Origin of the sequence: Citrobacter sp. MNAZ 1397 (assembly GCF_023613995.1) — a bacterium.
GTDB classification, from domain to species: Bacteria; Pseudomonadota; Gammaproteobacteria; order Enterobacterales; family Enterobacteriaceae; genus Phytobacter; species Phytobacter ursingii.
Genome location: NZ_JAKIVH010000003.1, coordinates 403,702 through 429,527 on the forward strand (window position 1 = coordinate 403,702; position 25,826 = coordinate 429,527).

26 protein-coding genes are annotated in these 25,826 nt (G+C 53.9%); 11 read left to right on the forward strand and 15 right to left on the reverse strand.

The window, feature by feature from the left end; all coding sequences use genetic code 11:
* Window positions 1-47 precede the first annotated feature (47 nt).
* The 3 genes from rpe to trpS are packed head-to-tail and all read left to right on the forward strand — an operon-like array spanning window position 48 to window position 2,476.
* Window positions 48-725: a ribulose-phosphate 3-epimerase gene (gene rpe, locus L2097_RS19080; RefSeq protein ID WP_047372836.1), complete on the forward strand. Its 678-nt coding sequence runs from the start codon at window positions 48-50 to the stop codon at window positions 723-725.
* Window positions 718-1,479, forward strand: a complete 762-nt coding sequence (gene gph / locus L2097_RS19085) for a phosphoglycolate phosphatase (protein WP_047372837.1) — start codon at window positions 718-720, stop codon at window positions 1,477-1,479. The genes rpe and gph overlap by 8 nt, the downstream gene beginning before the upstream one ends.
* Complete coding sequence (trpS, locus tag L2097_RS19090) at window positions 1,472-2,476, forward strand: tryptophan--tRNA ligase (protein ID WP_047372838.1); 1,005 nt, start codon at window positions 1,472-1,474, stop codon at window positions 2,474-2,476. The genes gph and trpS overlap by 8 nt, the downstream gene beginning before the upstream one ends.
* 125 nt (window positions 2,477-2,601) lie before the next feature.
* On the opposite strand, the gene L2097_RS19095 is transcribed toward trpS, so the two are convergent.
* The 9 genes from L2097_RS19095 to nirB form a co-directional block, all read right to left on the reverse strand.
* Window positions 2,602-3,333: a GntR family transcriptional regulator gene (locus L2097_RS19095; protein ID WP_047372839.1), complete on the reverse strand. Its 732-nt coding sequence runs from the start codon at window positions 3,331-3,333 to the stop codon at window positions 2,602-2,604.
* A gap of 96 nt (window positions 3,334-3,429) precedes the next feature.
* Complete coding sequence (frlD, locus tag L2097_RS19100) at window positions 3,430-4,215, reverse strand: fructoselysine 6-kinase (protein WP_250353499.1); 786 nt, start codon at window positions 4,213-4,215, stop codon at window positions 3,430-3,432.
* Window positions 4,212-5,042, reverse strand: coding sequence for a fructoselysine 3-epimerase (frlC, locus tag L2097_RS19105; RefSeq protein WP_250353500.1), 831 nt, complete (start codon window positions 5,040-5,042; stop codon window positions 4,212-4,214). The genes frlD and frlC overlap by 4 nt, the downstream gene beginning before the upstream one ends.
* A 50-nt stretch (window positions 5,043-5,092) precedes the next feature.
* Window positions 5,093-6,115 carry a fructoselysine 6-phosphate deglycase gene (gene frlB / locus L2097_RS19110; protein ID WP_047372842.1) on the reverse strand — a complete coding sequence of 341 codons (1,023 nt, stop codon included), beginning with the start codon at window positions 6,113-6,115 and terminating at the stop codon, window positions 5,093-5,095.
* A 21-nt stretch (window positions 6,116-6,136) separates the two neighbouring features.
* Window positions 6,137-7,477 (reverse strand): fructoselysine/psicoselysine transporter FrlA, encoded by a 1,341-nt coding sequence (gene frlA, locus L2097_RS19115; protein WP_250353501.1) that lies wholly within the window; start codon window positions 7,475-7,477, stop codon window positions 6,137-6,139.
* 347 nt (window positions 7,478-7,824) lie between these two features.
* Window positions 7,825-9,189 carry a siroheme synthase CysG gene (gene cysG, locus L2097_RS19120; protein ID WP_250353502.1) on the reverse strand — a complete coding sequence of 455 codons (1,365 nt, stop codon included), beginning with the start codon at window positions 9,187-9,189 and terminating at the stop codon, window positions 7,825-7,827.
* A 74-nt stretch (window positions 9,190-9,263) separates the two neighbouring features.
* Entirely contained in the window at window positions 9,264-10,073 is an 810-nt protein-coding gene (nirC, locus tag L2097_RS19125) for a nitrite transporter NirC (RefSeq protein WP_085006272.1), read from the reverse strand.
* Window positions 10,074-10,319: 246 nt separating this feature from the next.
* Window positions 10,320-10,646: a nitrite reductase small subunit NirD gene (gene nirD / locus L2097_RS19130; RefSeq protein ID WP_047372846.1), complete on the reverse strand. Its 327-nt coding sequence runs from the start codon at window positions 10,644-10,646 to the stop codon at window positions 10,320-10,322.
* Window positions 10,643-13,186: a nitrite reductase large subunit NirB gene (gene nirB, locus L2097_RS19135; RefSeq protein ID WP_250353503.1), complete on the reverse strand. Its 2,544-nt coding sequence runs from the start codon at window positions 13,184-13,186 to the stop codon at window positions 10,643-10,645. The genes nirD and nirB overlap by 4 nt, the downstream gene beginning before the upstream one ends.
* A 240-nt stretch (window positions 13,187-13,426) precedes the next feature.
* On the opposite strand from nirB, the gene L2097_RS19140 reads away from it, so the two are divergent.
* The 6 genes from L2097_RS19140 (at window position 13,427) to argD (ending at window position 18,219) form a co-directional block, all read left to right on the forward strand.
* Window positions 13,427-14,722, forward strand: coding sequence for a cytosine deaminase (locus L2097_RS19140; protein WP_250353504.1), 1,296 nt, complete (start codon window positions 13,427-13,429; stop codon window positions 14,720-14,722).
* A gap of 152 nt (window positions 14,723-14,874) precedes the next feature.
* Window positions 14,875-15,447: a peptidylprolyl isomerase A gene (ppiA, locus tag L2097_RS19145; protein ID WP_047372849.1), complete on the forward strand. Its 573-nt coding sequence runs from the start codon at window positions 14,875-14,877 to the stop codon at window positions 15,445-15,447.
* 106 nt (window positions 15,448-15,553) lie between these two features.
* Window positions 15,554-15,724 (forward strand): FicA/YhfG family antitoxin, encoded by a 171-nt coding sequence (ficA, locus tag L2097_RS19150; protein ID WP_071845965.1) that lies wholly within the window; start codon window positions 15,554-15,556, stop codon window positions 15,722-15,724.
* Window positions 15,714-16,316 carry a putative adenosine monophosphate-protein transferase Fic gene (locus tag L2097_RS19155; RefSeq protein WP_085006269.1) on the forward strand — a complete coding sequence of 201 codons (603 nt, stop codon included), beginning with the start codon at window positions 15,714-15,716 and terminating at the stop codon, window positions 16,314-16,316. Before ficA ends, L2097_RS19155 begins: the two co-directional genes overlap by 11 nt.
* A 30-nt stretch (window positions 16,317-16,346) precedes the next feature.
* Window positions 16,347-16,919 (forward strand): aminodeoxychorismate synthase component 2, encoded by a 573-nt coding sequence (gene pabA / locus L2097_RS19160; protein WP_047372851.1) that lies wholly within the window; start codon window positions 16,347-16,349, stop codon window positions 16,917-16,919.
* A gap of 79 nt (window positions 16,920-16,998) precedes the next feature.
* Complete coding sequence (gene argD / locus L2097_RS19165; protein ID WP_250353505.1) at window positions 16,999-18,219, forward strand: bifunctional acetylornithine/succinyldiaminopimelate transaminase; 1,221 nt, start codon at window positions 16,999-17,001, stop codon at window positions 18,217-18,219.
* Here argD and L2097_RS19170 read toward each other — a convergent pair.
* Window positions 18,216-20,294 (reverse strand): YccS/YhfK family putative transporter, encoded by a 2,079-nt coding sequence (locus L2097_RS19170; protein ID WP_085006266.1) that lies wholly within the window; start codon window positions 20,292-20,294, stop codon window positions 18,216-18,218. The genes argD and L2097_RS19170 overlap by 4 nt on opposite strands.
* Window positions 20,295-20,347: 53 nt before the next feature.
* A complete protein-coding gene (gene crp / locus L2097_RS19175) occupies window positions 20,348-20,980 on the reverse strand; it encodes a cAMP-activated global transcriptional regulator CRP (protein ID WP_000242758.1) in 633 nt (210 codons plus the stop codon).
* Between the two features lie 309 nt (window positions 20,981-21,289).
* On the opposite strand from crp, the gene L2097_RS19180 reads away from it, so the two are divergent.
* Window positions 21,290-21,694, forward strand: a complete 405-nt coding sequence (locus L2097_RS19180; protein WP_041851412.1) for an OsmC family protein — start codon at window positions 21,290-21,292, stop codon at window positions 21,692-21,694.
* Window positions 21,695-21,794: 100 nt separating this feature from the next.
* Here L2097_RS19180 and L2097_RS19185 read toward each other — a convergent pair whose 3' ends face one another.
* The 4 genes from L2097_RS19185 to L2097_RS19200 form a co-directional block, all read right to left on the reverse strand.
* Complete coding sequence (locus L2097_RS19185) at window positions 21,795-22,664, reverse strand: phosphoribulokinase (RefSeq protein ID WP_047372854.1); 870 nt, start codon at window positions 22,662-22,664, stop codon at window positions 21,795-21,797.
* Between the two features lie 51 nt (window positions 22,665-22,715).
* Complete coding sequence (locus L2097_RS19190; protein ID WP_047372855.1) at window positions 22,716-22,934, reverse strand: YheU family protein; 219 nt, start codon at window positions 22,932-22,934, stop codon at window positions 22,716-22,718.
* Complete coding sequence (locus tag L2097_RS19195; RefSeq protein WP_071845966.1) at window positions 22,935-23,951, reverse strand: hydrolase; 1,017 nt, start codon at window positions 23,949-23,951, stop codon at window positions 22,935-22,937.
* A 90-nt stretch (window positions 23,952-24,041) separates the two neighbouring features.
* Window positions 24,042-24,761: an NUDIX hydrolase gene (locus tag L2097_RS19200; RefSeq protein WP_085006264.1), complete on the reverse strand. Its 720-nt coding sequence runs from the start codon at window positions 24,759-24,761 to the stop codon at window positions 24,042-24,044.
* 192 nt (window positions 24,762-24,953) lie between these two features.
* On the opposite strand from L2097_RS19200, the gene prs reads away from it, so the two are divergent.
* Window positions 24,954-25,814, forward strand: coding sequence for a ribose-phosphate diphosphokinase (gene prs / locus L2097_RS19205; protein WP_085006263.1), 861 nt, complete (start codon window positions 24,954-24,956; stop codon window positions 25,812-25,814).
* The last annotated feature ends 12 nt before the right edge of the window (window positions 25,815-25,826 follow it).

The following is a 25,826-nucleotide window of genomic DNA, read 5'->3' on the forward strand; positions in this document are numbered from 1 at the left end:
GTCTACACCCTGTAAAATGAATGTATATTCTTCTCAAGGAGATGCGGATGACACAGTATTTGATCGCCCCCTCGATTCTGTCGGCTGATTTTGCCCGCCTGGGTGAAGACACTGCCAGTGCGCTGGCTGCCGGCGCGGATGTGGTTCACTTCGATGTAATGGACAACCACTATGTGCCGAACCTGACCATTGGACCGATGGTACTGAAATCGTTGCGTAAGTACGGCATTACGGCGCCTATTGACGTGCATCTGATGGTGAAGCCTGTCGATCGTCTGGTGCCGGACTTTGCCGCCGCCGGGGCAAGCATAATTACGTTCCATCCGGAAGCTTCTGAGCATGTTGATCGTACGCTGCAATTGATCAAAGAGCATGGCTGTAAAGCGGGCCTGGTATTTAACCCGGCCACGCCGCTGAGCTATCTGGATTATGTTATGGATAAGCTGGATGTGATTCTGCTGATGTCGGTCAACCCTGGCTTTGGCGGTCAGTCGTTCATCCCCCATACCCTGGATAAATTGCGCGAAGTACGCCGTCGGATTGATGAATCCGGTTTTGATATTCGCCTGGAAGTGGACGGCGGTGTGAAGGCCAGCAATATCGCGGAGATCGCCGCCGCGGGTGCAGATATGTTTGTTGCGGGTTCGGCGATTTTCGATCAACCCGATTACAAAAAAGTGATTGATGAAATGCGTAGTGAACTGGCAAAGGTAAGTCATGGATAAAATGCAGGCAATTCGTGGGGTGGCCTTTGACCTCGACGGGACGCTGGTGGACAGCGCGCCGGGGCTGACGGCAGCGGTAGATAACGCATTATATGCGCTGGAACTGCCTCAGGCGGGTGAAGATCGTGTCATCACCTGGATTGGCAATGGCGCGGATGTGCTGATGTCACGGGCGCTGACCTGGTCGCTACAGGAGCGTAATGCGCAGCGCGCTGCGTCCGGTAAACCGGCGATTAACCATGCGGATATTCCCCAGGAAGAGCAGGCCGTGATGCTGCGTAAGCTGTTTGACCGCTACTACGCTGAGTCGGTGGAAGAGGGCAGTTTTCTGTTCCCGGATGTGGCCCATACGCTGGCTGCATTGCACGCAAAAGGTTTCCCAATGGCGCTGGTGACCAACAAGCCTACGCCATTTGTTGCTCCGCTCCTTGAAACGCTGGGTATTGCGCCGTATTTCAGCGTGGTCATCGGTGGTGATGATGTGAAAAACAAAAAGCCGCACCCGGAACCGCTGCTGCTGGTCGCGGAAAAACTGGGTCTGGCACCAAACGAATTGCTGTTCGTTGGCGATTCTCGTAATGATATTCTCGCCGCTCAGGCTGCAGGCTGTTGCTCTGTCGGTATGACCTATGGTTACAATTACGGCGAAGCCATTACATTGAGTGAACCGGACTACGTGTACGATCGCTTCAACGAACTACTGCCCGCACTCGGGCTCCCGCACAGTGAAAATCAGGACGTGAAACATGACTAAACCCATCGTATTTAGTGGCGCACAGCCTTCAGGTGAACTGACCATTGGTAATTACATGGGTGCGCTGCGTCAGTGGGTAAACATGCAGGATGACTACCATTGCATCTATTGCATCGTTGACCTGCATGCCATCACCGCGCGTCAGGATCCTGAAAAACTGCGCAAAGCGACTCTGGACACGCTGGCGCTCTATCTGGCATGCGGTATCGATCCTGAGAAAAGTACCATTTTCGTTCAGTCTCATGTGCCGGAGCATGCACAGCTGGGATGGGCGCTGAACTGCTACACCTATTTCGGCGAACTGAGCCGTATGACCCAGTTCAAAGATAAATCAGCGCGTTATTCCGAAAACATTAACGCCGGTCTGTTCGATTATCCGGTATTGATGGCGGCGGATATTTTGCTGTACCAGACCAACCAGGTTCCGGTCGGGGAAGACCAGAAACAGCACCTGGAACTGAGTCGCGATATCGCCCAGCGTTTTAACGCTATCTACGGTGACGTCTTCAAAGTGCCGGAGCCGTTCATTCCGAAATCCGGCGCGCGCGTGATGTCACTGCTGGAACCGACGAAGAAAATGTCCAAGTCTGACGATAACCGCAACAACGTTATCGGCCTGCTGGAAGATCCGAAATCGGTAGTGAAGAAAATCAAACGTGCGATGACCGACGGCGATGAGCCGCCAGTGGTGCGTTACGACATTCAGAATAAAGCCGGCGTATCTAACCTGCTGGATATTCTCTCAGCCGTAACCGGCCAGAGCATTGCGGAACTGGAACAGCACTTTGAAGGCAAAATGTACGGCCATCTGAAAGGTGAAGTTGCCGATGCGGTTTCCGGTATGCTGACCGAGCTGCAGGCGCGTTATCACCGCTATCGCGATGACGAAGCGTTCTTGCAGAAGATCATGAAAGAGGGTGCGGAAAAAGCCAGTGCGCGTGCGTCTGAAACCCTGAAGAAAGTCTACGACGCTATTGGTTTCGTGGCGAAGCCGTAACCCCGCCTGGGCGTATGTTCCCCTTCTGCCCATAGGGGCGAGGGGATCGATTGTGCAGTCTGGAAACGTGGTGTGCTAAAAAGTAACCCGGATTAGGCGTTTATGCTGGGTCCGGGATGCTCTGGCTATGCGTGTTGGTTATCAATTGTTAGGGTAATTCGGTTGGCGCGGCAGAAAAGCTCGGAAACATGCACCGGTTTACTGTTCTGATCGAAGGCGATTTTGCTGATGCGAAACAGCGGCTCGCCCAGTTCGCACTTAAGCCACTGCACCTGAGAACGGGTGGCAGCGAAAATATCGATCGTTTTTTTGTCGCTCACTATCCGCGTGTCAAAATGCTTCTGGAACAACTGATAGGTTGATTCTCCCTCGCTGTAATACGCGTCAAATTGCGGATAGCGCGACAGCGGGATCCATGAGCTGTCGATAAAGAGCGGTTCCTTGTCCAGATACATCACCCGGCTTAAGTGAAAGACTTCGCTGTTACCCGGAATGTTCAGCTTTTCACAAAACGGCGCCGCAGAGATACGCGCCTGTTCAATCACCTTCTCTTTCGTCGGCTTACCCTGCGAGACGCCAAAATCGGTAAACCCGCTGACGGTCAGCAACGCGTTTTCTACCTTCTGGCTTTGTACAAAGGTTCCTTTGCCCTGCCAGCGAATCAGCACGCCGTCCGCTACCAGGTCACTTATCGCTTTACGAATCGTGATTCTGCTTACATTGTACTGGGCGCAAAGTTCACTCTCGGTGGGGATCTGTTGTCCGGCTTTATAGACGCCCTGAGCAATGTCATCCAGCAGACGCTGGCGAACCGTGGCGTACAATAGTTGGTGAGAATAGCGGTCCGTAGCTGGCATGGCTCAACCCTGAAAAGAATGGAATAGGGGAATTATAGGGTTGTTTATCAGCGAGTAACAGAGCGCTGGCATGATGCGGCTCATGCCAGCGCAGTATTACCATGCTCCGTGGTATTGAATGGTGCGCGCCGCGCTGAGTGTACCCTGCTCCATAGCCACCGTGAGCGACCAGCCGCAGGCCATTGCGCAGAGGAAACCGGCAATAAACGAGTCCCCGGCGCCCATGGTATCGATGACATCAACGCAAGCGGCGGCCTGGCGGTAAAACTGCCCGCCATCCCAGGCAATACTGCCATTTTCACCCAGCGTAACGATTGCGATACCTGCACCGTGCGCGACTATCGCCTGCATACGCGCTCTCAATGTATCGTCCTCCTGCTGCGCCGAGGCAAAGGCAAAATCAAGATGCGGCGGCAGGGTTTGCCAGAGTGGGCTGTCCCATTTATCGGCAAAATCAAACGCTGTCAGCTTGCCGGCCGCATGCAGTCGGGGAAAGGCGCTGTCCGCGTGGCCCCAGATAGCGGAGTGAATAATGTCATAGCCATCAAGCCAGGCGAAATCCTGCTCATCCAGGGTAAAATTCGCCATTACCCCTTCGGTATAGTCACCCAACACCCGGTCATTACCCTTCATCTCCACCTGAGTTTGTGCGGTGACACCGCATTTGACATGCACATGGCTGGTATCGACACCCATTCGGGCCAGATCGTCCAGTAACATCCGACCGTAGTCGTCCTCGCCAACCCAGGTCACGCAGCCTGGCGCCATGCCATAACGCGTGCTGTAAACCGCCACGTTGACCGCATTGCCGCCGGAAAAGGCTTTGCCGAGGTGTGGATAGATGTCGACGCAGTTATCGCCAATGGTCGCCAGCCGTTTCATGCGCTTTCCTCCGGCAGCAACGCGCGAAAGCGCTCCAGCGCCTGGCGGGCAAACAGCCGCGGCTCGTTCATGTACATTGTTACCAGCTCAATTGTGCAATAACCGCTGTAGCCGCTGGCGATAACATCGCGCATCAGTTCCCGCAGCGGCATTTTGCCTTCACCGGGGATGAAGTGGCTGTCGCTCGCGCCGTCGCTGTCGACAATATGAAGATGGCGAAGTTTATCGCCCAGTTTGTTGAAGTAGCTCATCACCGGCTCGCCCTGCACCCAGGGGGCGCAGATATCAATCATGCTGTACAGGCGCGACGACGGGACAAGAGAGAAGGCGCGCAGCACATCATTGGCGTTGCAGACCACGTTGGATTCATAGGGCGTAAGCGGTTCCAGCACCAGATCCATCTCAATCTCCTGCGCATACTCGCACAGCTCATGCAGATTATCGGTCAGGCGCTGCCAGATAACCTCCGGCGGGGTCAGATAGCCTGCGTGGGCGGCGGAAATGAGCGTGAATCCGGCGTTCATCTCTTTGGCCATATCCATGGCCAGTTTAATCATCTCCAGGCTTTCGCGGCGCATCCGCTCATCGCCCAGCATCATATTCCATGGGTAGCCGTTGGTTTCTGGCGTGTAGCCGATAATGGGCAACTGGTATGTCCGGGCGAGTGCTTTGATTTGCTTAATCCCACCCGCTTTTAAATCGGGGGCGAAAGCGTGGGGACGCCCACCCCACAGTTCAATACCGTCATAGCCCAGTTCATGGGCATCGCGAAATGCCTCTTCAACGGGTAAACGCTGATGTCCGCAGGTAAACATGCCTGTTTTCATTGCTGTGCTCCTTTTAAGGAAAACCGGCCCGGACGGGCCGGATAGCGAAATCAATACTCCACAAGGCCGCCGTAATAGCGACGTTCATCCGGATTGTGATCTTTGTAAATCGACAGGTAATAGCAGAGCCACTCCATCGGCACGAACATCAAAAACGGCGCCAGCCACGGGTGTAGACCCTGGGCAATATCGGCGTAATCGATGACGATGACGTTATCCGTACGCGCTTTCACGAAGCGGATGGCGCGCTCGGTCGTGTGGCGGCTTTCGTCATTACCCAGCAGGAACAGGAAGGGGACACCAGGCTCCACCACCTCAAGCGGGCCGTGGCGGAATTCCCCGCTCTCAATAACCGAGCCATGCGTCCAGGTAAACTCCATCAGGGTGACAATCCCTTCCTTATAGCCCAGCGGACGCAGCGGACCGGCGGAAACGGTGTAGATCATCGGCCATGAGCTTGCCTGCTCGCCAAGTTGGCGACCTTTCTCTTCCCAGTTACGCACCAGGTACCCCAGCGCCTGTGGCAGTTTTTGCAGATCGGTTTTGATTTTGCCGATTTCCGCATGCGGCGCGAGGCGGGTTACCATTTCCAGTACCACGCTGTAGCAGAGCAGCAGATGGATTTCCCAGATACAGTCGGCCTGGTAGTCCACGACATACTCCACCGGAACGGTGATCGGACTGTCCGGTTTTTTCGTGAAGGCGGCAGTGAGTGCGCCGCAGGCACGGCCTAATTCCAGCGCTTTAATCACCTCTTCGGTTTTGCCGTAATCAGATACCCCTATCACTGCGCAACGGTTGTCCAGGCGGTGCGGGGTGTTATCGCAAAACTCCCAGCCGGAAATGGCGTAAACCTGTAAATCTGAATAACGATCCGCAAGATGCTTCGCCGTTTGCGCAGCGTTAAGCGGCGATCCGCAGGCGACGAAATAGATCCGGTCAATACCGCGACGCAGCATCTCATCAACAATGGCATGAACGCGGGGAACATCCTGTTGCAGAACTTTCTCCACCTCCGACACCATATTTTCGGTAACCAGGAAATCCACGGTGCTTTTATCAATATCCAACATGTAACGTTTCTCCAGACGGGTTTACGAAAGTGCGGCCAGTCGACGATTGCGCTTTTCCCAGAAGGCATAAGCAGGCAGGCCGGTGGCGATAACGATCAGGGCGCAGACCAGACCAGGAACGGGCGCCCAGACAAAGGTAGAGGCGACGAGGATCAGGCTTGAGCAGATGGCGAGGAACGTCATCAGGCCAAACAGGGGCGTGCGCCAGAGCGGTTTATAGTCGTCGCGTTTGCGACACCAGATAATCGAGCCGAAGGTGAGGGTGTTTTTAAAGCACATCACCAGCGTGAAGTAGCCGAGCAGGCTGGTCAGGTCGGAAACGAAGATGAAGAAGATCCCGAGCGCCCCCTGCAATACGATCGACACATCCGGGGTGTTGTATTTTGGGTGAACGTGAGCGAAGCATTTGAAGAAGAGCTTGTCCTTCGCCATCGCATACTCCAGGCGCGGCTGGTACATGACGCAACTGGAAAGCGAGCCCAGAATAACGATCATCGCGGTGAACGCCACAAAAATGCCCGCCATACTGCCCAGTGCCGGAATATAGGTCAGTGCGTCAGAGATGGGCGTTTCCGAGGCCGCCAGCTTTTCAAATGGCATCAGACCGGAAATAACCAGTGCCAGCAGAGAGTAGAGCACCAGAACCAGCAGGCAGGAGCCAATCAATGCGCGCGGCATGGTCTTGCCGGGGTTTTTGATTTCGCCGGTCATATAGCAGATGGAGGCCATACCGGTATAAGACCAACTGGTGGCTGATACGCCCGCCAGCAGTGCCATAATGCCGGATGCCGCCGTAACGGTGGCGGTCGCCGCTGGCGCAGCGAAGTTGTCGGCTTTGAACCAGAAAATGCCAATGCCAATAACAATAGTGAAGGGGATAATTTTGGCGATGGTGATCAATGTCTGGAAGGCCGCTCCCCCCTCGACAGAGCGCAGATGCAGCAGCATAAACATGACGATTAACGCCGTTGCCACAAGCTTGCCGGTGAGGGGATCGAGCGGCATCAGGAAGCCGAGATTACTGACCACCGCCAGCGCCATAATCGACAACGAAGGAGCATCGTTGGCCCAGAAGCTGGCCCAGCCGGAGAGAAAGGCCAGCGGACGGCTGCCCGCATTTTTCAGATAAATATAATCCGCGCCGTTCTCAGGGTAGGCGGTAGAGAGCTCGGCGTAGACGCACATCTGCGGAATAACGATCAGGCCGCCAATGACGAAAGCGAGCACGGTTAACCACGGCGATCCTGCCGCTTTCGCTACTTCTCCCACTGAAACGAAAATACCGGAACCGACGGTTGTCCCGACGGCGATAGCGAGCACGGCCCAGAAGCCGAGCTTGCGTTGAAGTTCCTGGCTTTCCATATCAATACCTTTCTTAGAATGTTGTATGTAGGGTCAAAAGGGTGCCGCCTGACATCTACCGACAGCCAACGGTAGATTTCAATATATGACGACACATAATCAATATAACAACACATGATGAATTGTATTGTGGAGAGAGATCACAAAATTGCCACTGGATGATAATCCTATGGCTATGTGATAATTAACTAATTGAATTAATTGTGAAAATTATTGTGGTGATCCGAGATTTAGGAAACGGCGTAGCCCGGGTAAGGCGTATGCGCCGCACCCGGGAATCCCGGATGCGGCGCATACGCCTTATCCGGACGGGTGCCTGTGGAATGACTAACCTAATGAATGAACAGTTAAAACCACTTAAGCTTATCGCGCAGGCCGACAACGCGGCCTACGATAATGAGCGCCGGGCTTTCGACCTGCCGGGCCAGTTCCCCCAGCTCAGTCAGGATGCCACTAACGACGCGCTGTTTCACAGAGGTGCCATTTTCTACCAGCGCGACAGGCATATCTGCCTGCATACCGTGCTCAATCAATTTTTCCTGAATGGTCGCCGCCTGGTTCAGCCCCATATAGAAGACCAGCGTCTGTTTTTCTGCCGCCAGGTTTGCCCAGTCCAGCTCGCCGCCAGTTTTTAAGTGACCCGTTATCAGACGTACGCTCTGGGCATAATCCCGGTGGGTTAATGGAATACCGGCGTAAGCAGAACACCCTGAGGCTGCGGTAATGCCGGGTACCACCGAAAAGGGAATTCCCGCGTGGCACAGGGTTTCCAGCTCTTCGCCGCCGCGTCCGAAGATAAACGGATCGCCCCCTTTCAGGCGCACCACCCGTTTACCCCGTTGCGCTTCCTGCAGCAGGATCTGGTTAATCTCTTCCTGCGGGACACAGTGAAAGCCAGCACGCTTGCCAACAAACACTCGGTCGGCATCGCGGCGTACCAGGTTCATGATCTCATCCGAGACCAGGCGGTCATAGACCACCACATCGGCCTGCTGGATCTGTTGCAGCCCTTTGAGCGTCAACAAACCGGCATCGCCCGGACCTGCCCCGACCAGCACCACTTCGCCACGATTGTCCAGCGGCTCGGCAAGCATTTGTTCCGTGATCGCTTCCACTGCCGGTGCATCCTGATTGGCCAGTGACTGAGCAAGACGGTCATTCACAAACAGCTTTTCCCAGAACCGGCGGCGCTCGGCGACGCTGGCAAAGTGGTCTTTTACCCGACGACGCAGTTTGCCTGCGTAGCTGGCGACATGTCCGAGATGCTGCGGAAGAAGCGATTCCAGTTTCTCGCGCAGCAGACGCGCCAGTACCGGGGAGGTACCGCCGGAAGAGACGGCGACCATCAGGGGCGAACGGTCAATAATGGACGGCATGATAAAGCTCGCCTGTTTCGGTGCGTCCACCACGTTACAGAAGATACGCCGGGACTCCGCCGCCGCGCTAACCTGCTCATTAACCGCTTCGTTATCTGTCGCTGCTATCACCAGCCAGCACGAGTCGAGCAGGCTTTCGTCGAAACTGCCTTCCACCAGCGTTAGCATCCCTTCGTTCGCCCAGACATGGAACTGGGGAACGAAGGCGAGTGAGTTAACGGTCAGCCGCGCACCAGCATCCATTAAAAGTCGGGCTTTACGTTCGGCAACATCCCCACCGCCTACCAGCAGGCAGGCGCGATCGCGTAATTGACAAAAAATGGGTAAATGATCCACGACATCACCTCAAATACACGCCATTCTTCGGGCCGCAGGTGCGTTGTCTGTAACCCGAAGTGCGCGTGTCTCTATTAATTCGTTGTAATTGGTTGACTCTTCGCTGTCTGGGTTGCAGACGGGCGCTCCGCTTTCGGCGTAGCATACCAGTAACCCAGGCCCATAAATACGGCACCGGAGAAAGTATTGCCCAGGGTTACCCACAACAGGTTATGGCCAATTCCGGAGAGGGTATACGCGTCGCTGTGATGACCAAACCATGAGAGGGCAAACAGCGTCATGTTGGCAACGGAGTGCTCGTAGCCGGAAGCGATAAACGCCAGCAGGCACCACCAGATGGCGAGGAATTTCGCGGCGCCTTCGGTACGGATTGCCATCCAGATTGCCAGACAAACCAACCAGTTACATAAAGCGCCTTTAAAGAACAGAACCCCTGCCGGCGCGTTGGTTTTGGCCAGCGCAACGGTATGCACGAGGCTGGTATCCAGCGGCAGTAAACTACCGCCACCCCAGTTATACAGCAGCGCAACCAATACCGAACCTAACAGATTACCCAGCCAGGTTTGCGGCAGAATCGTCCACATCTGGCCCTGGGTGATGGTGCCGGCTTTCACACCGAGAGTCAGGAACATGGTATGGCCGGTAAAGAGTTCAGAGCCGGCAATAATGACCAGGGTTAACGCGATACCGAACGTTGCGCCCATCACCAGCGGACGCACTGATGGGTCAAGTAAGTTACCGAGGGTGAAAATCAAAATAATCCCTAAGCCGACATAAGCGCCTGCCATGGCAGAGCTAATCCAGAACCCCACAGGATTATTGGTCGAGAGGCGCGAAATGCGCGCAGCGTTAGCCGCACACTTATTAATAGTGTCTGTAAACATAGTGTTGATTACCCTTTAACACGTCATTCTTTGCGCTGCCTCTTTGTTGGCTGCCTTCACTCCCCCCAGTCACATAGTTCACTATGCTCCTGGGGAATCGTTCAGTTGCCGCCGCGACGCAGCACAAATGATGTTGTGTAAATAATGAAAAGTTAAAATTAAAAACAAATAAAAATTACGAGTTCAATAAGCAACTACGGTATGGGTGAATCCCATGAATGGGGGCATTGCACCCCCACTGGAAAATTACGCTTTAAGTTGCACGACGCCGTCTTTAACACGCGCGTCGAAGTGGGCCACAGAACGGCTTTCGTCTTCCATACATAGCCCATCACGCAGGCGGAAGCGCTGTTTTTTCAACGGGCTGGCGACCCACAGCTCTCCATTGTGCTCGGCAATCAGGCCGCGTGACAGCACGCTTGCTTCAAAGAACGGGTCGATATTGCTGATCGCGAAAACCTGTTCATCGTGACGCGGGCGGAAAATGGCCACCTGTTTGCCATTCAGCAGTGCGCATACCCCGGTTGCCGGGATGATGTCATCGATTTTGCAGATAGTGTTCCACTGGCTCATACGGTTTCCTCCACCATTTTGACCGGGATGCGTTCATATGGCGTTGCCGGACGGTGTTGCTCGCGTTCTGGCACAACCTGAACGTTCGGGTCGCGCTTGTCGCTATTGATAAAGTGTCTGAAGCGTACTTGCGCCTGCGGGTTGTTGACGGTCTCGGTCCATTCGCAAATCACGGCGTCGCGCAGACGCGCCATTTCGGCTTCAAGCTGGTCGTTCAGGCCCAGTTTGTTATCGATGATGACGCTCTTGAGGTAATCGATGCCGCCTTCCAGATTATCCAGCCAGGAGGCCGTGCGGGTCAGTTTGTCGGCCGTACGGATATAGAACATCATGAAACGGTCGAGGTACTGGAGCAGGGTTTCACGGTCGAGATCCGCCGCCAGCAAATCCGCATGACGCGGTTTCATTCCGCCGTTACCGCAAACATACAAGTTCCAGCCTTTTTCGGTGGCGATAATGCCCACGTCTTTACCCTGCGCTTCGGCACATTCACGGGTACAGCCGGAAACCCCAAACTTCATTTTGTGCGGAGTACGGATGCCTTTGTAGCGGTTTTCCAGCTCAACGCCGAAGCCCACGCTGTCGCCCACGCCGTAGCGGCACCAGGTGGAGCCGACGCAGGTTTTTGCCATCCGCAACGCTTTGGCATACGCGTGACCGGTTTCGAAACCCGCTTCAATCAGTTGACGCCAGATTTCCGGTAAGTCGTCTTTCTGCGCGCCAAACAGGCCAATACGCTGGGAGCCGGTGATTTTGGTATAGAGATTAAATTCGCGGGCGATACGGCCCACTTCCATCAGCCCTTCCGGGGTGATTTCGCCACCTGCAGAGCGCGGGATAACGGAGTAGGTGCCATCTTTCTGAATGTTCGCCAGGAAGTTGTCGTTGGTGTCCTGCAGTGGCGTGTGCTGCGGCTTGAGCACATATTCATTCCAGCAAGAGGCCAGCAGAGAGCCGACGGTCGGTTTACACACTTCGCAGCCGTAACCCTGGCCGTGCTTCTGCAGCAGCTCGTCGAAGGATTTGATGCCTTCCACGCGGATCAGGTGGTACAGCTCCTGGCGAGAGTAAGCGAAGTGCTCGCACAGGTTGTTGTTCACTTCGATACCCTGTTTCGCCAGTTCGGCGTTCAGTACCTGGGTGACCAGCGGAATACAGCCGCCGCAGCCGGTACCGGCTTTGGTTTCCGCTTTCAGCGCGGCAACGGTGTGACAACCCTTGTTGATGGCAGAGATGAGCATGCCTTTGGTGACATCGAAGCAGGAGCAGATTTGCGCGCTGTCCGGCAATTTATCCACGCCGATAGACGGTTTGCCGCTGCTGGCATGTGCCGGCAGGATCAAGGCATCCGGGTTTTCCGGCAATTCAATCGCGTTCAGGACCAGTTGCAGCAGATTGCCGAAATCGCTGGTGTCGCCCACCAGTACCGCGCCGAGCAGGGTTTTGTTGTCAGGACTGACGATAAGGCGTTTGTAGACTTCTTTGCTTTCGTCGAGGTAAACGTAGCTGCGTGCGCCTGGCGTACGGCCATGTGCATCGCCGATACCGCCAACGTCTACTCCCAGCAGTTTTAACTTGGCGCTCATATCCGCGCCGGCAAAGGCGTTAGCATTGCCGAGGATATGGTCCACGGCGACCTGCGCCATTTTGTAGCCCGGTGCGACCAGACCGTAGACGTGGCTATTCCAGTTGGCGCATTCACCAATCGCGTAGATATCCGGGTCAGAAGTCTGGCAGGCGTCGTTAATCACGATCCCGCCGCGCTGGGCTACCTCCAGCCCACATTGCGTCGCCAGTTTGTCGCGCGGGCGAATACCGGTTGAGAAGACGATGAAGTCGACTTCAAGATCGGTACCATCGGCAAAACGCATGGTTTTACGCGCGCTGATGCCCTCCTGGACGATCTCTTTAGTGTTTTTGCTGGTGTGTACACGCACGCCCATGCTTTCGATTTTGCGTTTAAGCTGTTCACCGCCCATCTGATCGAGCTGTTCAGCCATCAGCATGGGGGCAAATTCAATAACGTGCGTTTCAACGCCGAGGTTTTTCAGGGCGCCGGCGGCTTCCAGACCGAGTAGGCCCCCACCGACCACAGCACCCCGTTTGCTGCGGCGGGCGCAGGATTCGATGGCATTAAGGTCTTCAATAGTGCGGTAAACAAAGCAATCCTGGGTTTCGGAGCCTTTAATGGGCGGGATCCACGGATAAGAGCCTGTCGCCATGATCAGTTTGTCATAATAGACAGTACGACCAGCGCTGGAGTGGATCACTTTCTCCTGACGGTTGATGGTTATTGCGCGTTCGCCAACGAGAACGTTAACGCCATGCTTTTCGTAGTAACCTTCACGTACCAGCGACAGTTCTTCCGCAGTATGATGCGAGAAGTAGGAGGACAGGTGAACGCGATCGTAGGCTTTACGGGGTTCTTCACAAAAAACGGTAATATCGAACTGGCTGGCATCTGCTTTATCAAGGAGATCCTCAATAAAACGGTGGCCGACCATGCCGTTACCGATTATAGCGAGTTTGACTTTGCTCATTTTTGCCTCGATTTCTTTTCTATTACTGCCTACCTTAACGATTCAGCCCTGGCACTTATTGATGCAGGTCAAATACATCTTCGCCTACCACTTAATGAGTAGATAATTGATTTTGATGGATTTTTATAAGTCGCGGATCTGTCAGGCTTTTCAGAATTGCGGAAATTGTGTACAAAAAAAGACGTCAATTTAAGGCAATTGCCTGAAACAACGTTTCAGTGATAACCAGGGGGTAGAAGCATGACGGCAACACCACTTTGGCTGGTTCAGAACGTTCATTTACCTGGGCGAAAAGGACTATGGCAAATCGCGATTGAGAAGGGCCACTTCGGTGATATCACCCCGATGAGCGCTCCGCAGCATGAAAGTTACGAAGTCTTAAATGCCAGGGGCGGGCTGGCGCTGCCCCCCTTTATCGAACCACATATTCACCTTGATACTACTCAGACCGCAGGTGAGCCCAACTGGAATCAGTCGGGCACACTGTTTGAGGGCATTGAGCGTTGGGCGGAACGTAAAGTGTTACTCAGCCATGATGATGTGAAAACGCGTGCCTGGCAGACGCTAAAATGGCAAATGGCAAATGGTATCCAGCATGTACGAACTCATGTTGATGTCTCCGACCCGACACTGACGGCATTAAAAGCCATGCTGGAAGTGAAGCAGGAAGTTGCCCCCTGGATAGACCTGCAAATTGTTGCCTTCCCGCAAGAGGGGATTATGTCTTATCCCAACGGTGCTGCCTTGCTGGAAGAGGCCTTACAGCTAGGCGCGGATGTGGTAGGGGCGATTCCCCATTTTGAATTTACCCGCGAGTACGGGGTGGAATCGCTGCATATCGCCTTTGAGCTGGCAAAGAAATATGACCGGCCGCTGGACATTCACTGTGACGAGATCGATGACGAACAGTCAAGGTTTGTCGAAACGGTTGCCGCGCTGGCGTTGAAAATGGAGATGGGTGCGCGCGTTACCGCCAGCCATACCACGGCGATGCACTCCTATAATGGCGCCTATACGTCTCGCCTTTTCCGCTTACTGAAACTTTCCGGCATCAACTTTGTTGCTAATCCGTTGGTGAATATTCATCTGCAGGGACGTTTTGATGATTATCCGAAGCGGCGCGGAATTACTCGCGTGAAAGAGATGCTGGCCGCCGGGATTAACGTTTGTTTCGGCCATGATGATGTCTTTGATCCCTGGTATCCGCTTGGCACAGGCAATATGTTGCAGGTGTTGCATATGGGCCTGCATGTTTGCCAGTTGATGGGGTATCAACAAATTGACGATGGCCTACGACTTATTACCGACAATAGCGCCAGAACCTTTGGTCTTAAGGACTACGGTATTGTGACAGGCAATCCGGCGAATATGATCATTTTGCCGGTTGAGAGCGGTTTTGACGCGGTGCGATGTCAGTCACCGGTGCGCTGGTCCATTCGTCAGGGGCGAGTGATAGCCACTACGCAACCCGCGCATAGCTGGATTCAAACGGACAGCGGGGGTGAAGAAGTGGCGTTTTATCGCAAGAGTGAGTGAAGGGGGTAGCAGAATGACCACACAATGCGTGGTCAGGCTGCGTAACATATGTTTCAATTGCGTAAAATTAAGTAAAAGGCTGGCCTGGTGGCGGAGTGCTCTTTAGAATCAAGCCACTCGCTTTCTTACCTGTATTTCGTTAAGGAAACCTCATGGTTAAATCGACTCTGGCGGCAATGGCGGCTGTGTGTGCCCTTTCTGCAATCTCCTCTTCCGCACTGGCGGCAAAAGGCGATCCTCATGTTCTGCTCACCACGTCAGCTGGCAACATCGAACTGGAGCTGAACAGTCAGAAAGCCCCCGTGTCGGTGAAAAACTTTGTGGATTATGTAAATAACGGTTTTTATAACAACACCACGTTTCACCGCGTGATCCCGGGTTTTATGGTTCAGGGCGGTGGTTTTACAGAACAAATGCAGCAAAAGCAGCCTAACCCGCCCATCAAAAACGAAGCGGACAACGGTTTACGCAATACGCGCGGTACCATCTCCATGGCCCGTACGGCAGATAAAGACAGCGCCACCAGTCAATTCTTCATCAACGTCGCCGATAACGCCTTCCTGGACCACGGCCAACGTGATTTTGGCTACGCGGTATTTGGTAAAGTTGTCAAAGGGATGGATGTTGCCGACAAGATTTCTCAGGTTCCAACCCACGACGTCGGCCCTTATCAGAATGTGCCGTCGAAACCGGTTGTTATCCTCTCTGCCAAAGTCCTGCCATAATCTTTTTCTCGCACGGGCCGTTCGGTCTGTGCGCGTTCTCCTCCCTGCGTGACGTGAAATTGCTGCTTATACTTGTGGCACATGAGCGAGACATCAGGGAGGCGTTATGACCAAAAAACTCACCGACCGACAAAAATCCCGTCTCTGGGAACAAGACCGTAATGTCAATTTTCAGGCCAGCAGGCTTCTTGAAGGCGTTGAAAGCCCGCTGGTAACGCTCACACCCGATGAGGCGATGACGCGGATTGCAGCGTTAAGGAGGCACTATGAGCGATAAATTCGGCGACGGTCGCGATCCTTATCTCTACCCTGGCCTTAATGTAATGCGTAACGCGCTGGGTATTCGTGAGGCGAAACGCCTGGAACAGGCGGCATGGGAACTCACGGCGTTACGTGCCGCCACGCTGGAGCTGGGGCCGCTGGCCCGCGGGCTGCCGCATCTTTGCGCCATTCACCGCCATATTTACCAGGATGTCTTCGACTGGGCCGGGCAGGTGCGCGAAGTGGACATTTATCAGGGGGATACCCGTTTCTGCCATTTCGAATACATCGAAAAAGAAGGCAATGCGTTAATGCAATCGCTTGAAGACGAAGAGTGGCTACAGGGGCTCGGGAAGGAAGAGTTTATTGAGCGACTGGCCCATTACTATTGTGAAATTAACGTGTTGCATCCCTTTCGTATTGGCAATGGCATTGCCCAGCGAATTTTCTTCGAACAGCTTGCGCTGCATGCCGGGTACCGGCTGGACTGGCGCGGGATTGACCCGGAAAACTGGAGTAAAGCGAATCAGGCCGGGGCGATGGGCGAGCTAAAACCGCTGTGTGAGATCTTTGGCAAAGTGGTAAGCGAAGCCGTCGAAACTGAGTAGAATAGGGCGGCTTAACATGATGAGGCCGCCATGATCCTGCTTATTGATAATTACGACTCTTTTACCTGGAACCTGTATCAGTACTTTTGCGAACTGGGCGCGCAGGTCGAGGTCAGGCGTAATGATGAGATCACCCTGGCGGATATTGCGGCTATTGCCCCTCGAAAAATCGTGATATCCCCGGGCCCCTGTACACCGGATGAATCGGGGATCTCGCTGGACATTATTCGCCACTATGCTGGCACGTTGCCGATTCTCGGCGTCTGCCTTGGTCACCAGGCCATTGCCCAGGTCTTTGGCGCCCGCATTGTCCGGGCGAAGCAGGTTATGCATGGCAAAACCTGCCCGGTAACCCATACCGGGCAGGGTGTTTTTCGCGGCCTGAATAATCCGTTAACGGTTACCCGCTACCATTCCCTGTTGATCGATCCGCCTTCGTTGCCAGACTGCTTTGAGGTGACCGCCTGGAGCGAGACGCAAGAGATTATGGGCATTCGCCATCGTCAATGGGATCTGGAAGGGGTGCAGTTTCACCCGGAAAGTATTCTTAGCGAGCAAGGCCATGAGTTGTTGAATAACTTTTTGCATCGCGCCGATTTTTAGTTGCCATTGAGTGATTTTTTATGCATATTTCGTGATTATATTTTCACTTCTACTTCTTGTATAAAAAGGGTGGGGTTACATGGCAACTCAGCAGGGTGCAATCACGCGCGCAACATTTGACGAAGTCATTTTACCAATTTTCGCACCGGCCGAATTTATTCCGGTGAAAGGGAAAGGTAGCCGTGTTTGGGATCAGCAGGGGAAAGAGTACGTCGATTTTGCGGGGGGCATCGCCGTTACCGCGCTGGGGCATTGCCATCCGGCGCTGGTGGAGGCGTTAAAAACGCAGGGCGAAACGCTGTGGCATATCAGTAACGTGTTTACGAATGAACCCGCACTTCGCCTGGCGCGTAAGCTGATCGACGCCACTTTTGCTGAACGTGTCGTGTTTATGAACTCCGGCACCGAAGCCAACGAAACGGCATTCAAACTGGCGCGTTATTATGCATCTACACGCCACAGTCCGCATAAAACCAAAATCATCGCTTTCCACAATGCGTTTCATGGTCGTTCGCTGTTCACCGTGACCGTCGGTGGTCAACCGAAATATTCGGACGGCTTCGGGCCGAAACCCGCGGATATCATTCACGTGCCCTATAACGACCTGCATGCGGTGAAAGCGGTCATGGACGATCATACCTGCGCGGTCGTGGTTGAACCGATTCAGGGCGAAGGCGGAGTGACGGCGGCAACGCCGGAGTTTTTACAGGGATTGCGTGATCTGTGCGATGAACACAACGCGCTGCTGGTGTTTGATGAAGTGCAGTGCGGGATGGGACGCAGCGGCGATTTGTTCGCCTACATGCATTATGGTGTGACCCCGGATATCCTGACCAGCGCCAAAGCGCTTGGCGGTGGTTTCCCGGTAAGCGCCATGCTCACGACCCATGAGATCGCCAGCGCGTTCCACCCGGGTTCCCACGGCTCAACCTATGGCGGTAACCCGCTGGCCTGTGCCGTTGCCGGTGCGGCATTCGATATTATCAATACACCAGAAGTCTTAAATGGCGTAAATACGAAACGCGAACTGTTCGTCAAACATCTGCAAGACATCAACGCGCAGTACGACCTGTTCAGCGAAATTCGCGGCATGGGTCTGCTGGTCGGTGCGGAGCTGAAACCGCAGTACAAAGGCCGCGCGCGCGATTTCCTCTACGCTGCGGCGAATGAAGGGCTGATGGTACTTAATGCCGGTCCTGATGTGATGCGTTTTGCGCCGTCGCTTATCATTGAAGAGAGTGATATCGAAGAAGGGATGCAGCGCTTCGCGAAAGCAGTTGCCAAAGTGATTAACATTTAAGGTCGCAAGCGGCGAGTTAACCAAATGCCGTGATGTGGACGCTGACGCCATGCCACCGACGAAATGGTGTGCATGGTGTTCAGATGCCCCAGGATCCGCTGCAGATGTTGTTCCAGCGTGCTCATAGGGCCATGCGTCATGCTCTCCGGCGCCTCCAGAATATTCACATCCCCTGAACTTCCCGGACCATCATACTCCAGACGCTGCTGACAACGTTGCAGGGCAATTTCGCATGACTGCAGGTAACGCTGTGCCAGATCCGGCGTGAGCATAGTGTGTTCCCGCGCCAGCGTCGTCATCGCATTAATATGTTCGACAATAAACTGACTGTGCGTGACCCACAGTTTCATGTCCGCCAGGTAGCGCGTATCAAAGCCAGGCTCCTGCATGGCCTGATTAAGCGAGTTAAAGAGCGCATTGTGCGCCTGGTTTACCCGCATGCGCTGCCAGGCCAGCGGAGTCGGCTGAGGATCATCGCTCAGGATCAGACGAATGGCGTCCTGGTAGGTTTCCAGCGCGTCATGAGCATTTTTTCGCAGCAGGCCGCTTTGCCATTGAGGCCACAGCCAGACCATACCGCCAAAGGCAATCAGGCAGCCAATCAGCGTATCGATAAGACGGGCAACGATAAACTGGTCGCCATTCAGGGTGAGCAACTGGAGCGTATATACCGCGGTGAGGGTAAAGCCCACCATCGCCCAGCCGTAGCTTTTGCGGATAATCAGATAGCTTACCAGCGTCACGATCAGCATCGCGGTCAACGTGAAACCTTCCGGTACGTGGTAGTGCAGTGTCGCGCCGGCAATGATCAACCCGGCCAGGGTGCCTGCCGCCCGGTGCAGAATGCGTACCCGTGTCGCACCATACCCGTTTTGCGTAACAAACATTACCGTCATCATTATCCAGTAGGGTTTAGGAAGATGCAGCGCACTGCCCATCAGGCTGGCAATACTGAGCATGACGCTAATGCGTGCCGCATTACGCAAGGCGGAAGATTTCAACGAGAGATAACTTTTGAGGGCCGGGATCAGGGGCAAGCGACGCTGCTTCTCTGCCATCAGATCGCGTATATAGAGCGGGCGCTGGGTACGCAGCACACGGGCTATCTGGCTGAAATGCCAGGCGCAAAACTGCCCAACCGGGTTATCCGGGTGCTGGCGGGCAATTTTCTCCAGCGCGCCAATTTGTTTATCCATATTGAAGCGTTTGGGGTAGCGATGATAAAGAATATCATCGGCGATAACCCGTAACCGCGCGGCAACGGTTTGCGCATTCCAGCGGATAACCTCTTCGGCATGGCTGCGTTCTACCAGTTCCTGGACTTCCTGCGGTTGATGCAGACTAACGGCAATGTGTTCCTGTAAGTCCAGAGCGACCTGGAAAACGCGGCGTAACCGCTTGTAGTCGTTGTTATTATTCGCCGCCAGCATATGCAACTGTTGATAACACTGGCTGATCATATCCACCGCCTTTTGCTGACGTGTCAGCAGCGGGGGGAGGGCTTTTTCTGGATCGACATGTTGCGTCAGCAGGCTGTATTTCGCTTCGCAATAGTCCGCCAACTGGCGATACAGCAGGCTCAATGATTCACGTAGCGGTTGCTCCCGCCATAGCCAGAACCAGAAGGCGTTAAACGCGCCGTACCACAGGGTACCGAACCCATAAATCAGCAATGGTTCCCAGACAGGCATATTTCCGGCGAGGCTTAACGTGAAGATAGCGGCGATAAGCGAGGCGGGCAGCAGGCGTCCGTGAAGCGCGCTGATTTCTGCCGTTACGCCCAGGATAAGGGTCAGACCCGTCAAAATGATCGGCAGGGGGAGCGCTTGCGCCAGAAGCAGTTGTACTGCAAGGCTGCTACCCGCAAAAAGCGAACCGCCGATGATCAGACGTTTAAAAAAGCGTTTGTGTGGTGTATCCAGACCCGCAATATTGCAACAGGCGGGAACGAGTGAGAAAAGCAGCCCCTGCTGTAAATGGCCCAGAATGAGTCCGACAGCCACAGGAAGGCATAACACCAGCGTTTGTCGCAGTGCATAGTTGATTTCGGGGTGATAAATCAGCCTGCGCCACATGGGGAAGAGAGACAAAAACGGCGCATCGTTAAGGGCGATGCGCCGCTTGAGAATTAACGTGTACCGTACACGACGATGGTTTTACCGTGCGCGGAGATCAGGTTTTGATCTTCCAGCATTTTCAGGATACGACCAACGGTTTCGCGGGAGCAACCGACGATCTGACCAATTTCCTGACGGGTAATTTTAATTTGCATACCGTCCGGGTGGGTCATTGCATCCGGCTGTTTTGCCAGATTCAGCAGCGTCTGTGCGATACGGCCTGTCACATCAAGGAAGGCGAGGTTACCGACTTTTTCTGAGGTGACCTGCAGACGACGCGCCATCTGGGAAGACAAACGCATCAGGATATCCGGGTTCACCTGAATTAACTGGCGGAATTTTTTGTAGGAGATTTCGGCCACTTCACAAGCGGTTTTGGCGCGTACCCATGCACTACGCTCCTGACCCTCTTCGAACAGACCCAGTTCACCGATAAAATCTCCCTGGTTAAGGTAAGAGAGGATCATCTCTTTACCTTCTTCATCCTTGATTAGCACAGCCACTGAGCCTTTGACGATGTAATACAACGTTTCCGCTTTTTCACCCTGGTGAATCAGCGTGCTCTTCGACGGGTACTTATGAATGTGGCAATGAGACAAGAACCATTCGAGAGTCGGGTCTGTTTGCGGTTTGCCAAGCACCATGCGCGGTTATCCTCTGTTATAAGCTGGCTCCAGACGCTGGATTCACATATCGCGTCCGGGGTTGCAATCTATCTTCCCCATACCTGGGAAGTGGACCGTCAGACATGCCTGCGGCCTGTAATATGTGATGTCCTCTGCATACATGCATAACGTCAATGTATCACTGTAGCATCCCGATTGTTTTAGCATAGCTTTTGTCGCCTGTCTCCTGGTGTCTCGCTTCAGCTTGACGCAGGTCGCCTTCCGTTGCGCGTTTTCTTATGTACGCGTAATCTGTAAAGAAAATTGTAACTCCGGAGTGAATTAAAAATGCAAGCTCGTGTGAAATGGGTAGAAGGTTTAACGTTCCTTGGCGAGTCTGCGTCCGGGCACCAGATCCTGATGGATGGTAACTCAGGCGACAAAGCCCCCAGCCCGATGGAAATGGTGCTGATGGCGGCGGGGGGATGCAGCGCTATCGATGTTGTCTCTATCTTGCAAAAAGGCCGTCACGATGTGAAAGACTGCGAAGTGAAGCTGACATCGGAGCGCCGCGAGGAGGCTCCGCGTCTGTTTACGCATATCAATTTGCACTTTATCGTGACCGGCAAAGAGCTGAAAGAAGCGGCTGTATCGCGTGCGGTGGATCTCTCTGCTGAGAAATATTGCTCCGTGGCATTAATGCTGGAGAAGGCGGTGAAAATCACGCACTCGTATGAAGTGATTGAGGCCTGAGAACGCAGGCCGGATAAGCGAAGCGCATCAGGCGTTTTCCCCGGTGGCGCTGCGTGCCGGGATACCCTGGCGGGAGCCGATGTTGCGTCCCGCCGGAAGGCTATTGAATCTTCTTCCCTTCCATCAGCCGCTGTACCAGCGGCGTCATGATAAGCTCCATCGCCAGCCCCATTTTTCCGCCCGGCACCACCAGCGTGTTCATGTGCGAAATGAATGACCCCTGGAGCATTGCCAGCAACCAGGGATAGTCGATCCCTTCCAGATTACGAAAATGAATAACCACCAGGCTTTCATCCAGCGAGGGGATCACTTTAGCGGCGAACGGGTTGGAGGTATCTACCGTCGGCACACGCTGGAAGTTGATATGGGTGCGGGAAAACTGGGGAGTAAGGAAGTTGATATAATCTTCCATCGAACGCACCACTGAATCCATTACCGCCTCACGGGAATGGCCGCGCTCACTGGTATCACGCACCAGCTTTTGAATCCACTCAAGGTTAACGATCGGAACCACGCCCACCAGCAGATCGACATGGCGGGCGACATCATGCTGTGGCGTCACCACGCCGCCGTGTAACCCTTCATAAAAAAGCACATCTGTTGGCTCTGGCAAGGGTTGCCAGGGGGTGAAAGTGCCGGGAACCTGATTCCAGGGAACGGCTTCATCATAGGTATGCAGATATTTTCGCGCCTGGCCTTTACCGGTTTGTCCGTACTCAATAAACGTCTGTTCCAGCAGCCCGAAGTCATTCGCTTCCGGGCCAAAATAGCTGATATGTCGGCCTAAATCCCGGGCTTTACGGATTGCCATGTCCATCTCAGGGCGGGTATAGCGGTGAAAACTGTCACCTTCGACCTCGGCGGCATGCAAATTCAGTTGAGCAAAGATTTTGCGAAACGCGAGGCTGGTGGTAGTGGTTCCCGCACCGCTGGAACCTGTTACGGCAATAACCGGATGTTTAGCGGACATAGCAGCTCCCTGAGTAACCCATTGTTGTAAACGAAGCCAGCCGTCAGTGCGTTACTCGTGAAACTGCGAGCGCGGCATAATGTTGACGGTTTCGTGCAGTTCTGACCACACCAGCACGGCTTCGCCGTTTTTCAGTTGCCGTCTCACATCGGCGACCTTTTGTTCGAGTGAGCGCTCATGTTCACCATAATCGGTGCCTTCACGCAAGACAAAGCTTTCAATCAGGTTGTCGAGCGTCTCAGGCGCCAGATCCTGCCAGGGAATAATCATTTAGCTTTCCAGATAAGTGTGCAGCCAGTCGGGGATGCGCTTTTCCAGCCACATTTCCGGGCGCAGTAACGTGCCGCCCACAAACCCCACGTGACCGCCATGTTCGGTGAGTTGATATTCTATTGACGGTGGTAATGTCTGCATATCGGGGATCACATTTTGATCCATAAAGGGATCGTCTTTCGCATGGATGATCAACGTTGGTTTGCTGATTTTATTCAGCAGCGGCATAGCACTGCACTGACGGTAATAGTCAATCGCATCGGCAAAGCCATGGATGCGCGCCGTAATCGCATCATCAAAATCGCGCAGACGACGCAGACGTTTCAATTGTGGCAAATCAACAGGTAAAGATCCTGGATAGGCTTTTAATTTGCGCGACGCGTTGGCTTTCAGCAAGTTGAGCAGGTAGTGTTGATACACCCGCGAAAAGCCGGTTTCGATATGGGCGCTGCATGCTTCCAGCACAAAGGGGGCAGAGACAATCACTGCGGCATCGAGGGGGACGCGATTTTCCTCTTTGGCCAGCAGACAGGCCAGCATATTGCCGCCCAGCGAATAGCCCACCGCGGCGGTGGGGACCCGGCCAAATTCCCGTTGCAACCAGTGCAAAAACCAGGTGCCGTCTTCGGTTTCGCCGGAGTGGTAGATACGGTTAAGACGGTTAGGTTCACCGCTGCAGCCACGAAAATGCATCACCACGCCCAGCCAGCCGCGCGCTTTTGCCGCTTCTATCAGTCCATGAGCATAAGGACTGTGCAGGCTACCTTCCAGCCCGTGAAAGACCACCAGACGCGGTTTATGTTTTGCCTGCGCAGGGTCTTCGCTCCAGGCGAGATCCACAAAATCGCCATCGGGCAGTTCCAGGCGCTGCCAGGTCGGAGTAAAGCCCAGTTTCCGGCGGATCAGTCGCGGTAGCATGGTCTGGAAATGCGGATTGCTTCCACCGCGTAGTGGGCGGAAGGTGGAAGAATCATCCGCCATTTCCGGGAATCGTGAAGGTGTAATTTCAGCCATAGTACAGAACAATAGAATCAAGAATGGGACAACTATAGCCGCACGATGTTGCGCCGTTTTTTCATTTCGCGGGACATCGCGCAGGCTATATTAATCCGTCAGTAAATTTCGGGAAAAGAGATGAATATCGACATCCGGCTTACGGCGCCATACGCGCGCTTTTCGCGCACCAGTCGCTACGCTCTCGCCTGTCTCTTCAAACATACCTGAGGCCTCAAATCGGCGAATCAGGCTTTTTCGCTGGATAGGCTGGCCGAGAATAATCTCCGTCGCCTCCTGCAATTGCGTCTGGGTAAACGTATCAGGCAAACAATAAACTGGCAGTAAAGAGTACATCGTTTTCTGCCGTAACCGTTGTAGCGCAGTCTGAATGATTTCCCGATGATCGAAGGCCAGATCGATATCATCCAGCCCGGTTACCGGCATCCATTTGGCATCGCTCACGCTGGCGATATGCGGTGCGCAGGCGACCCAGGAGATTAACGCATACCAGGCGATGGTCAGACTCCAGCCACGGGGATCGCGTTTTGCCCCGGAAAAAGTATCCAGTTGTTCCAGCCAGGAAGGAGAGACGCCGGTTTTCTCTGTCAGCTTACGTAATGCCGTGGCTCGCGTGGAGTCGTCCTGTTCCATATCAATAAACCCGCCAGGCAGGCCCCAGCGTCCCCGTTGCGGGTGACTCGCACGTTTTACCAGTAAAACGCGAAGTGCCTTCTCATGCAGTGTGAACAGCACACTGTCTACCGTCACCAGGGGTGAAGGGAACCGGCTGGCATCATAAGAATCCAGATACTCTGCTTCGCTGATCATCGCTTACTCGCCTTATTAAACACGCCCCAAGTTTATCAGCCCACCCAAAGGCGGCAAGTTAACTTTTATTTCATTAAATATCATGCGCTTAATTATGTGGTTGCCGAATGATAAAAAAATCGCTTGCCAATAAGTGTCTCATAGACAATATTATAAGTGTCTTAAGGACATTAATTAATGGTGAGGTGAATCATGACCAGCAAAATTAAGTTAACACTTGATAATCAACCGATTGAAATCGAACGAGGTGTCTTTCCCGACGGCGCGGTATGGCTGAGAGTGATGAGTGAACTGCCGCGTTTTGCTCAGGTTATGCGGGTTCGCGTTGCCGCTATGCGCGATATGAATGATTTCATGCTGTTAGCCCAACTCACTGATGCCGTGCGTCATGTTACCGACATCGCCGTAAGCCATCTTGAACTGGCCTGGTTACCCTGGGCGCGTCAGGACCGACACATGGTTAGCGGCGACAGTTTTGCGCTCAAAGTATTCGCTAACCAGTTGAACGTGCTGAATTTCGATAAAGTTTTTCTGCTGGATCCGCACAGCGACGCAGCCGCAGCGGCCATCAACAACAGTGTGGTGATTGCTCAGGAAGAGTGCCTGATGAAAAGCGAAACCCTGCGTCAGGCAATACGTGCAGGCAAATTAATGCTGGTGGCACCCGATGCCGGGGCATTGAAGAAAATTCATAACGTGGCAAAAGCCAGCGGGGCGCGGGATTACGCCATCCTCACGAAAGAGCGTGATGTTACAACGGGTAACCTGACTGGCTTTGCGCTCGTTTCTGGCGATGTGGCAGGTAAAGATGTACTGATCGTGGATGATCTTTGCGATGCGGGCGGTACCTTTATCGGCTCCGCTCAGGTACTTCGCGATGCCGGCGCGCGCAGCGTGAGTTTATATGTTACCCACGGCGTGTTTTCTAAAGGGGTCGAGAACCTGCTGCACAATGGTATTGACGCCATTTATACCACCACCTCGTTTGCTTCTTCTGAGCTTCGCGAACCTCGCGTTGAGTTTATCGACATCGACACCATTTTTTGCGCTTAAGGGATATAACAC

What these genes read in the sequence shown, in the direction of transcription:
- rpe (WP_047372836.1), top strand. Translation starts at nt 48, where the DNA reads ATGACACAGTATTTGATCGCCCCCTCGATTCTGTCGGCTGATTTTGCC.
- gph (WP_047372837.1), top strand. Translation starts at nt 718, where the DNA reads ATGGATAAAATGCAGGCAATTCGTGGGGTGGCCTTTGACCTCGACGGG.
- trpS (WP_047372838.1), top strand. Translation starts at nt 1,472, where the DNA reads ATGACTAAACCCATCGTATTTAGTGGCGCACAGCCTTCAGGTGAACTG.
- L2097_RS19095 (WP_047372839.1), bottom strand. Translation starts at nt 3,333, where the DNA reads ATGCCAGCTACGGACCGCTATTCTCACCAACTATTGTACGCCACGGTT.
- frlD (WP_250353499.1), bottom strand. Translation starts at nt 4,215, where the DNA reads ATGAAACGGCTGGCGACCATTGGCGATAACTGCGTCGACATCTATCCA.
- frlC (WP_250353500.1), bottom strand. Translation starts at nt 5,042, where the DNA reads ATGAAAACAGGCATGTTTACCTGCGGACATCAGCGTTTACCCGTTGAA.
- frlB (WP_047372842.1), bottom strand. Translation starts at nt 6,115, where the DNA reads ATGTTGGATATTGATAAAAGCACCGTGGATTTCCTGGTTACCGAAAAT.
- frlA (WP_250353501.1), bottom strand. Translation starts at nt 7,477, where the DNA reads ATGGAAAGCCAGGAACTTCAACGCAAGCTCGGCTTCTGGGCCGTGCTC.
- nirC (WP_085006272.1), bottom strand. Translation starts at nt 10,073, where the DNA reads ATGTTTACAGACACTATTAATAAGTGTGCGGCTAACGCTGCGCGCATT.
- nirD (WP_047372846.1), bottom strand. Translation starts at nt 10,646, where the DNA reads ATGAGCCAGTGGAACACTATCTGCAAAATCGATGACATCATCCCGGCA.
- nirB (WP_250353503.1), bottom strand. Translation starts at nt 13,186, where the DNA reads ATGAGCAAAGTCAAACTCGCTATAATCGGTAACGGCATGGTCGGCCAC.
- L2097_RS19140 (WP_250353504.1), top strand. Translation starts at nt 13,427, where the DNA reads ATGACGGCAACACCACTTTGGCTGGTTCAGAACGTTCATTTACCTGGG.
- ppiA (WP_047372849.1), top strand. Translation starts at nt 14,875, where the DNA reads ATGGTTAAATCGACTCTGGCGGCAATGGCGGCTGTGTGTGCCCTTTCT.
- ficA (WP_071845965.1), top strand. Translation starts at nt 15,554, where the DNA reads ATGACCAAAAAACTCACCGACCGACAAAAATCCCGTCTCTGGGAACAA.
- L2097_RS19155 (WP_085006269.1), top strand. Translation starts at nt 15,714, where the DNA reads ATGAGCGATAAATTCGGCGACGGTCGCGATCCTTATCTCTACCCTGGC.
- pabA (WP_047372851.1), top strand. Translation starts at nt 16,347, where the DNA reads ATGATCCTGCTTATTGATAATTACGACTCTTTTACCTGGAACCTGTAT.
- argD (WP_250353505.1), top strand. Translation starts at nt 16,999, where the DNA reads ATGGCAACTCAGCAGGGTGCAATCACGCGCGCAACATTTGACGAAGTC.
- L2097_RS19170 (WP_085006266.1), bottom strand. Translation starts at nt 20,294, where the DNA reads ATGTGGCGCAGGCTGATTTATCACCCCGAAATCAACTATGCACTGCGA.
- crp (WP_000242758.1), bottom strand. Translation starts at nt 20,980, where the DNA reads ATGGTGCTTGGCAAACCGCAAACAGACCCGACTCTCGAATGGTTCTTG.
- L2097_RS19180 (WP_041851412.1), top strand. Translation starts at nt 21,290, where the DNA reads ATGCAAGCTCGTGTGAAATGGGTAGAAGGTTTAACGTTCCTTGGCGAG.
- L2097_RS19185 (WP_047372854.1), bottom strand. Translation starts at nt 22,664, where the DNA reads ATGTCCGCTAAACATCCGGTTATTGCCGTAACAGGTTCCAGCGGTGCG.
- L2097_RS19190 (WP_047372855.1), bottom strand. Translation starts at nt 22,934, where the DNA reads ATGATTATTCCCTGGCAGGATCTGGCGCCTGAGACGCTCGACAACCTG.
- L2097_RS19195 (WP_071845966.1), bottom strand. Translation starts at nt 23,951, where the DNA reads ATGGCTGAAATTACACCTTCACGATTCCCGGAAATGGCGGATGATTCT.
- L2097_RS19200 (WP_085006264.1), bottom strand. Translation starts at nt 24,761, where the DNA reads ATGATCAGCGAAGCAGAGTATCTGGATTCTTATGATGCCAGCCGGTTC.
- prs (WP_085006263.1), top strand. Translation starts at nt 24,954, where the DNA reads ATGACCAGCAAAATTAAGTTAACACTTGATAATCAACCGATTGAAATC.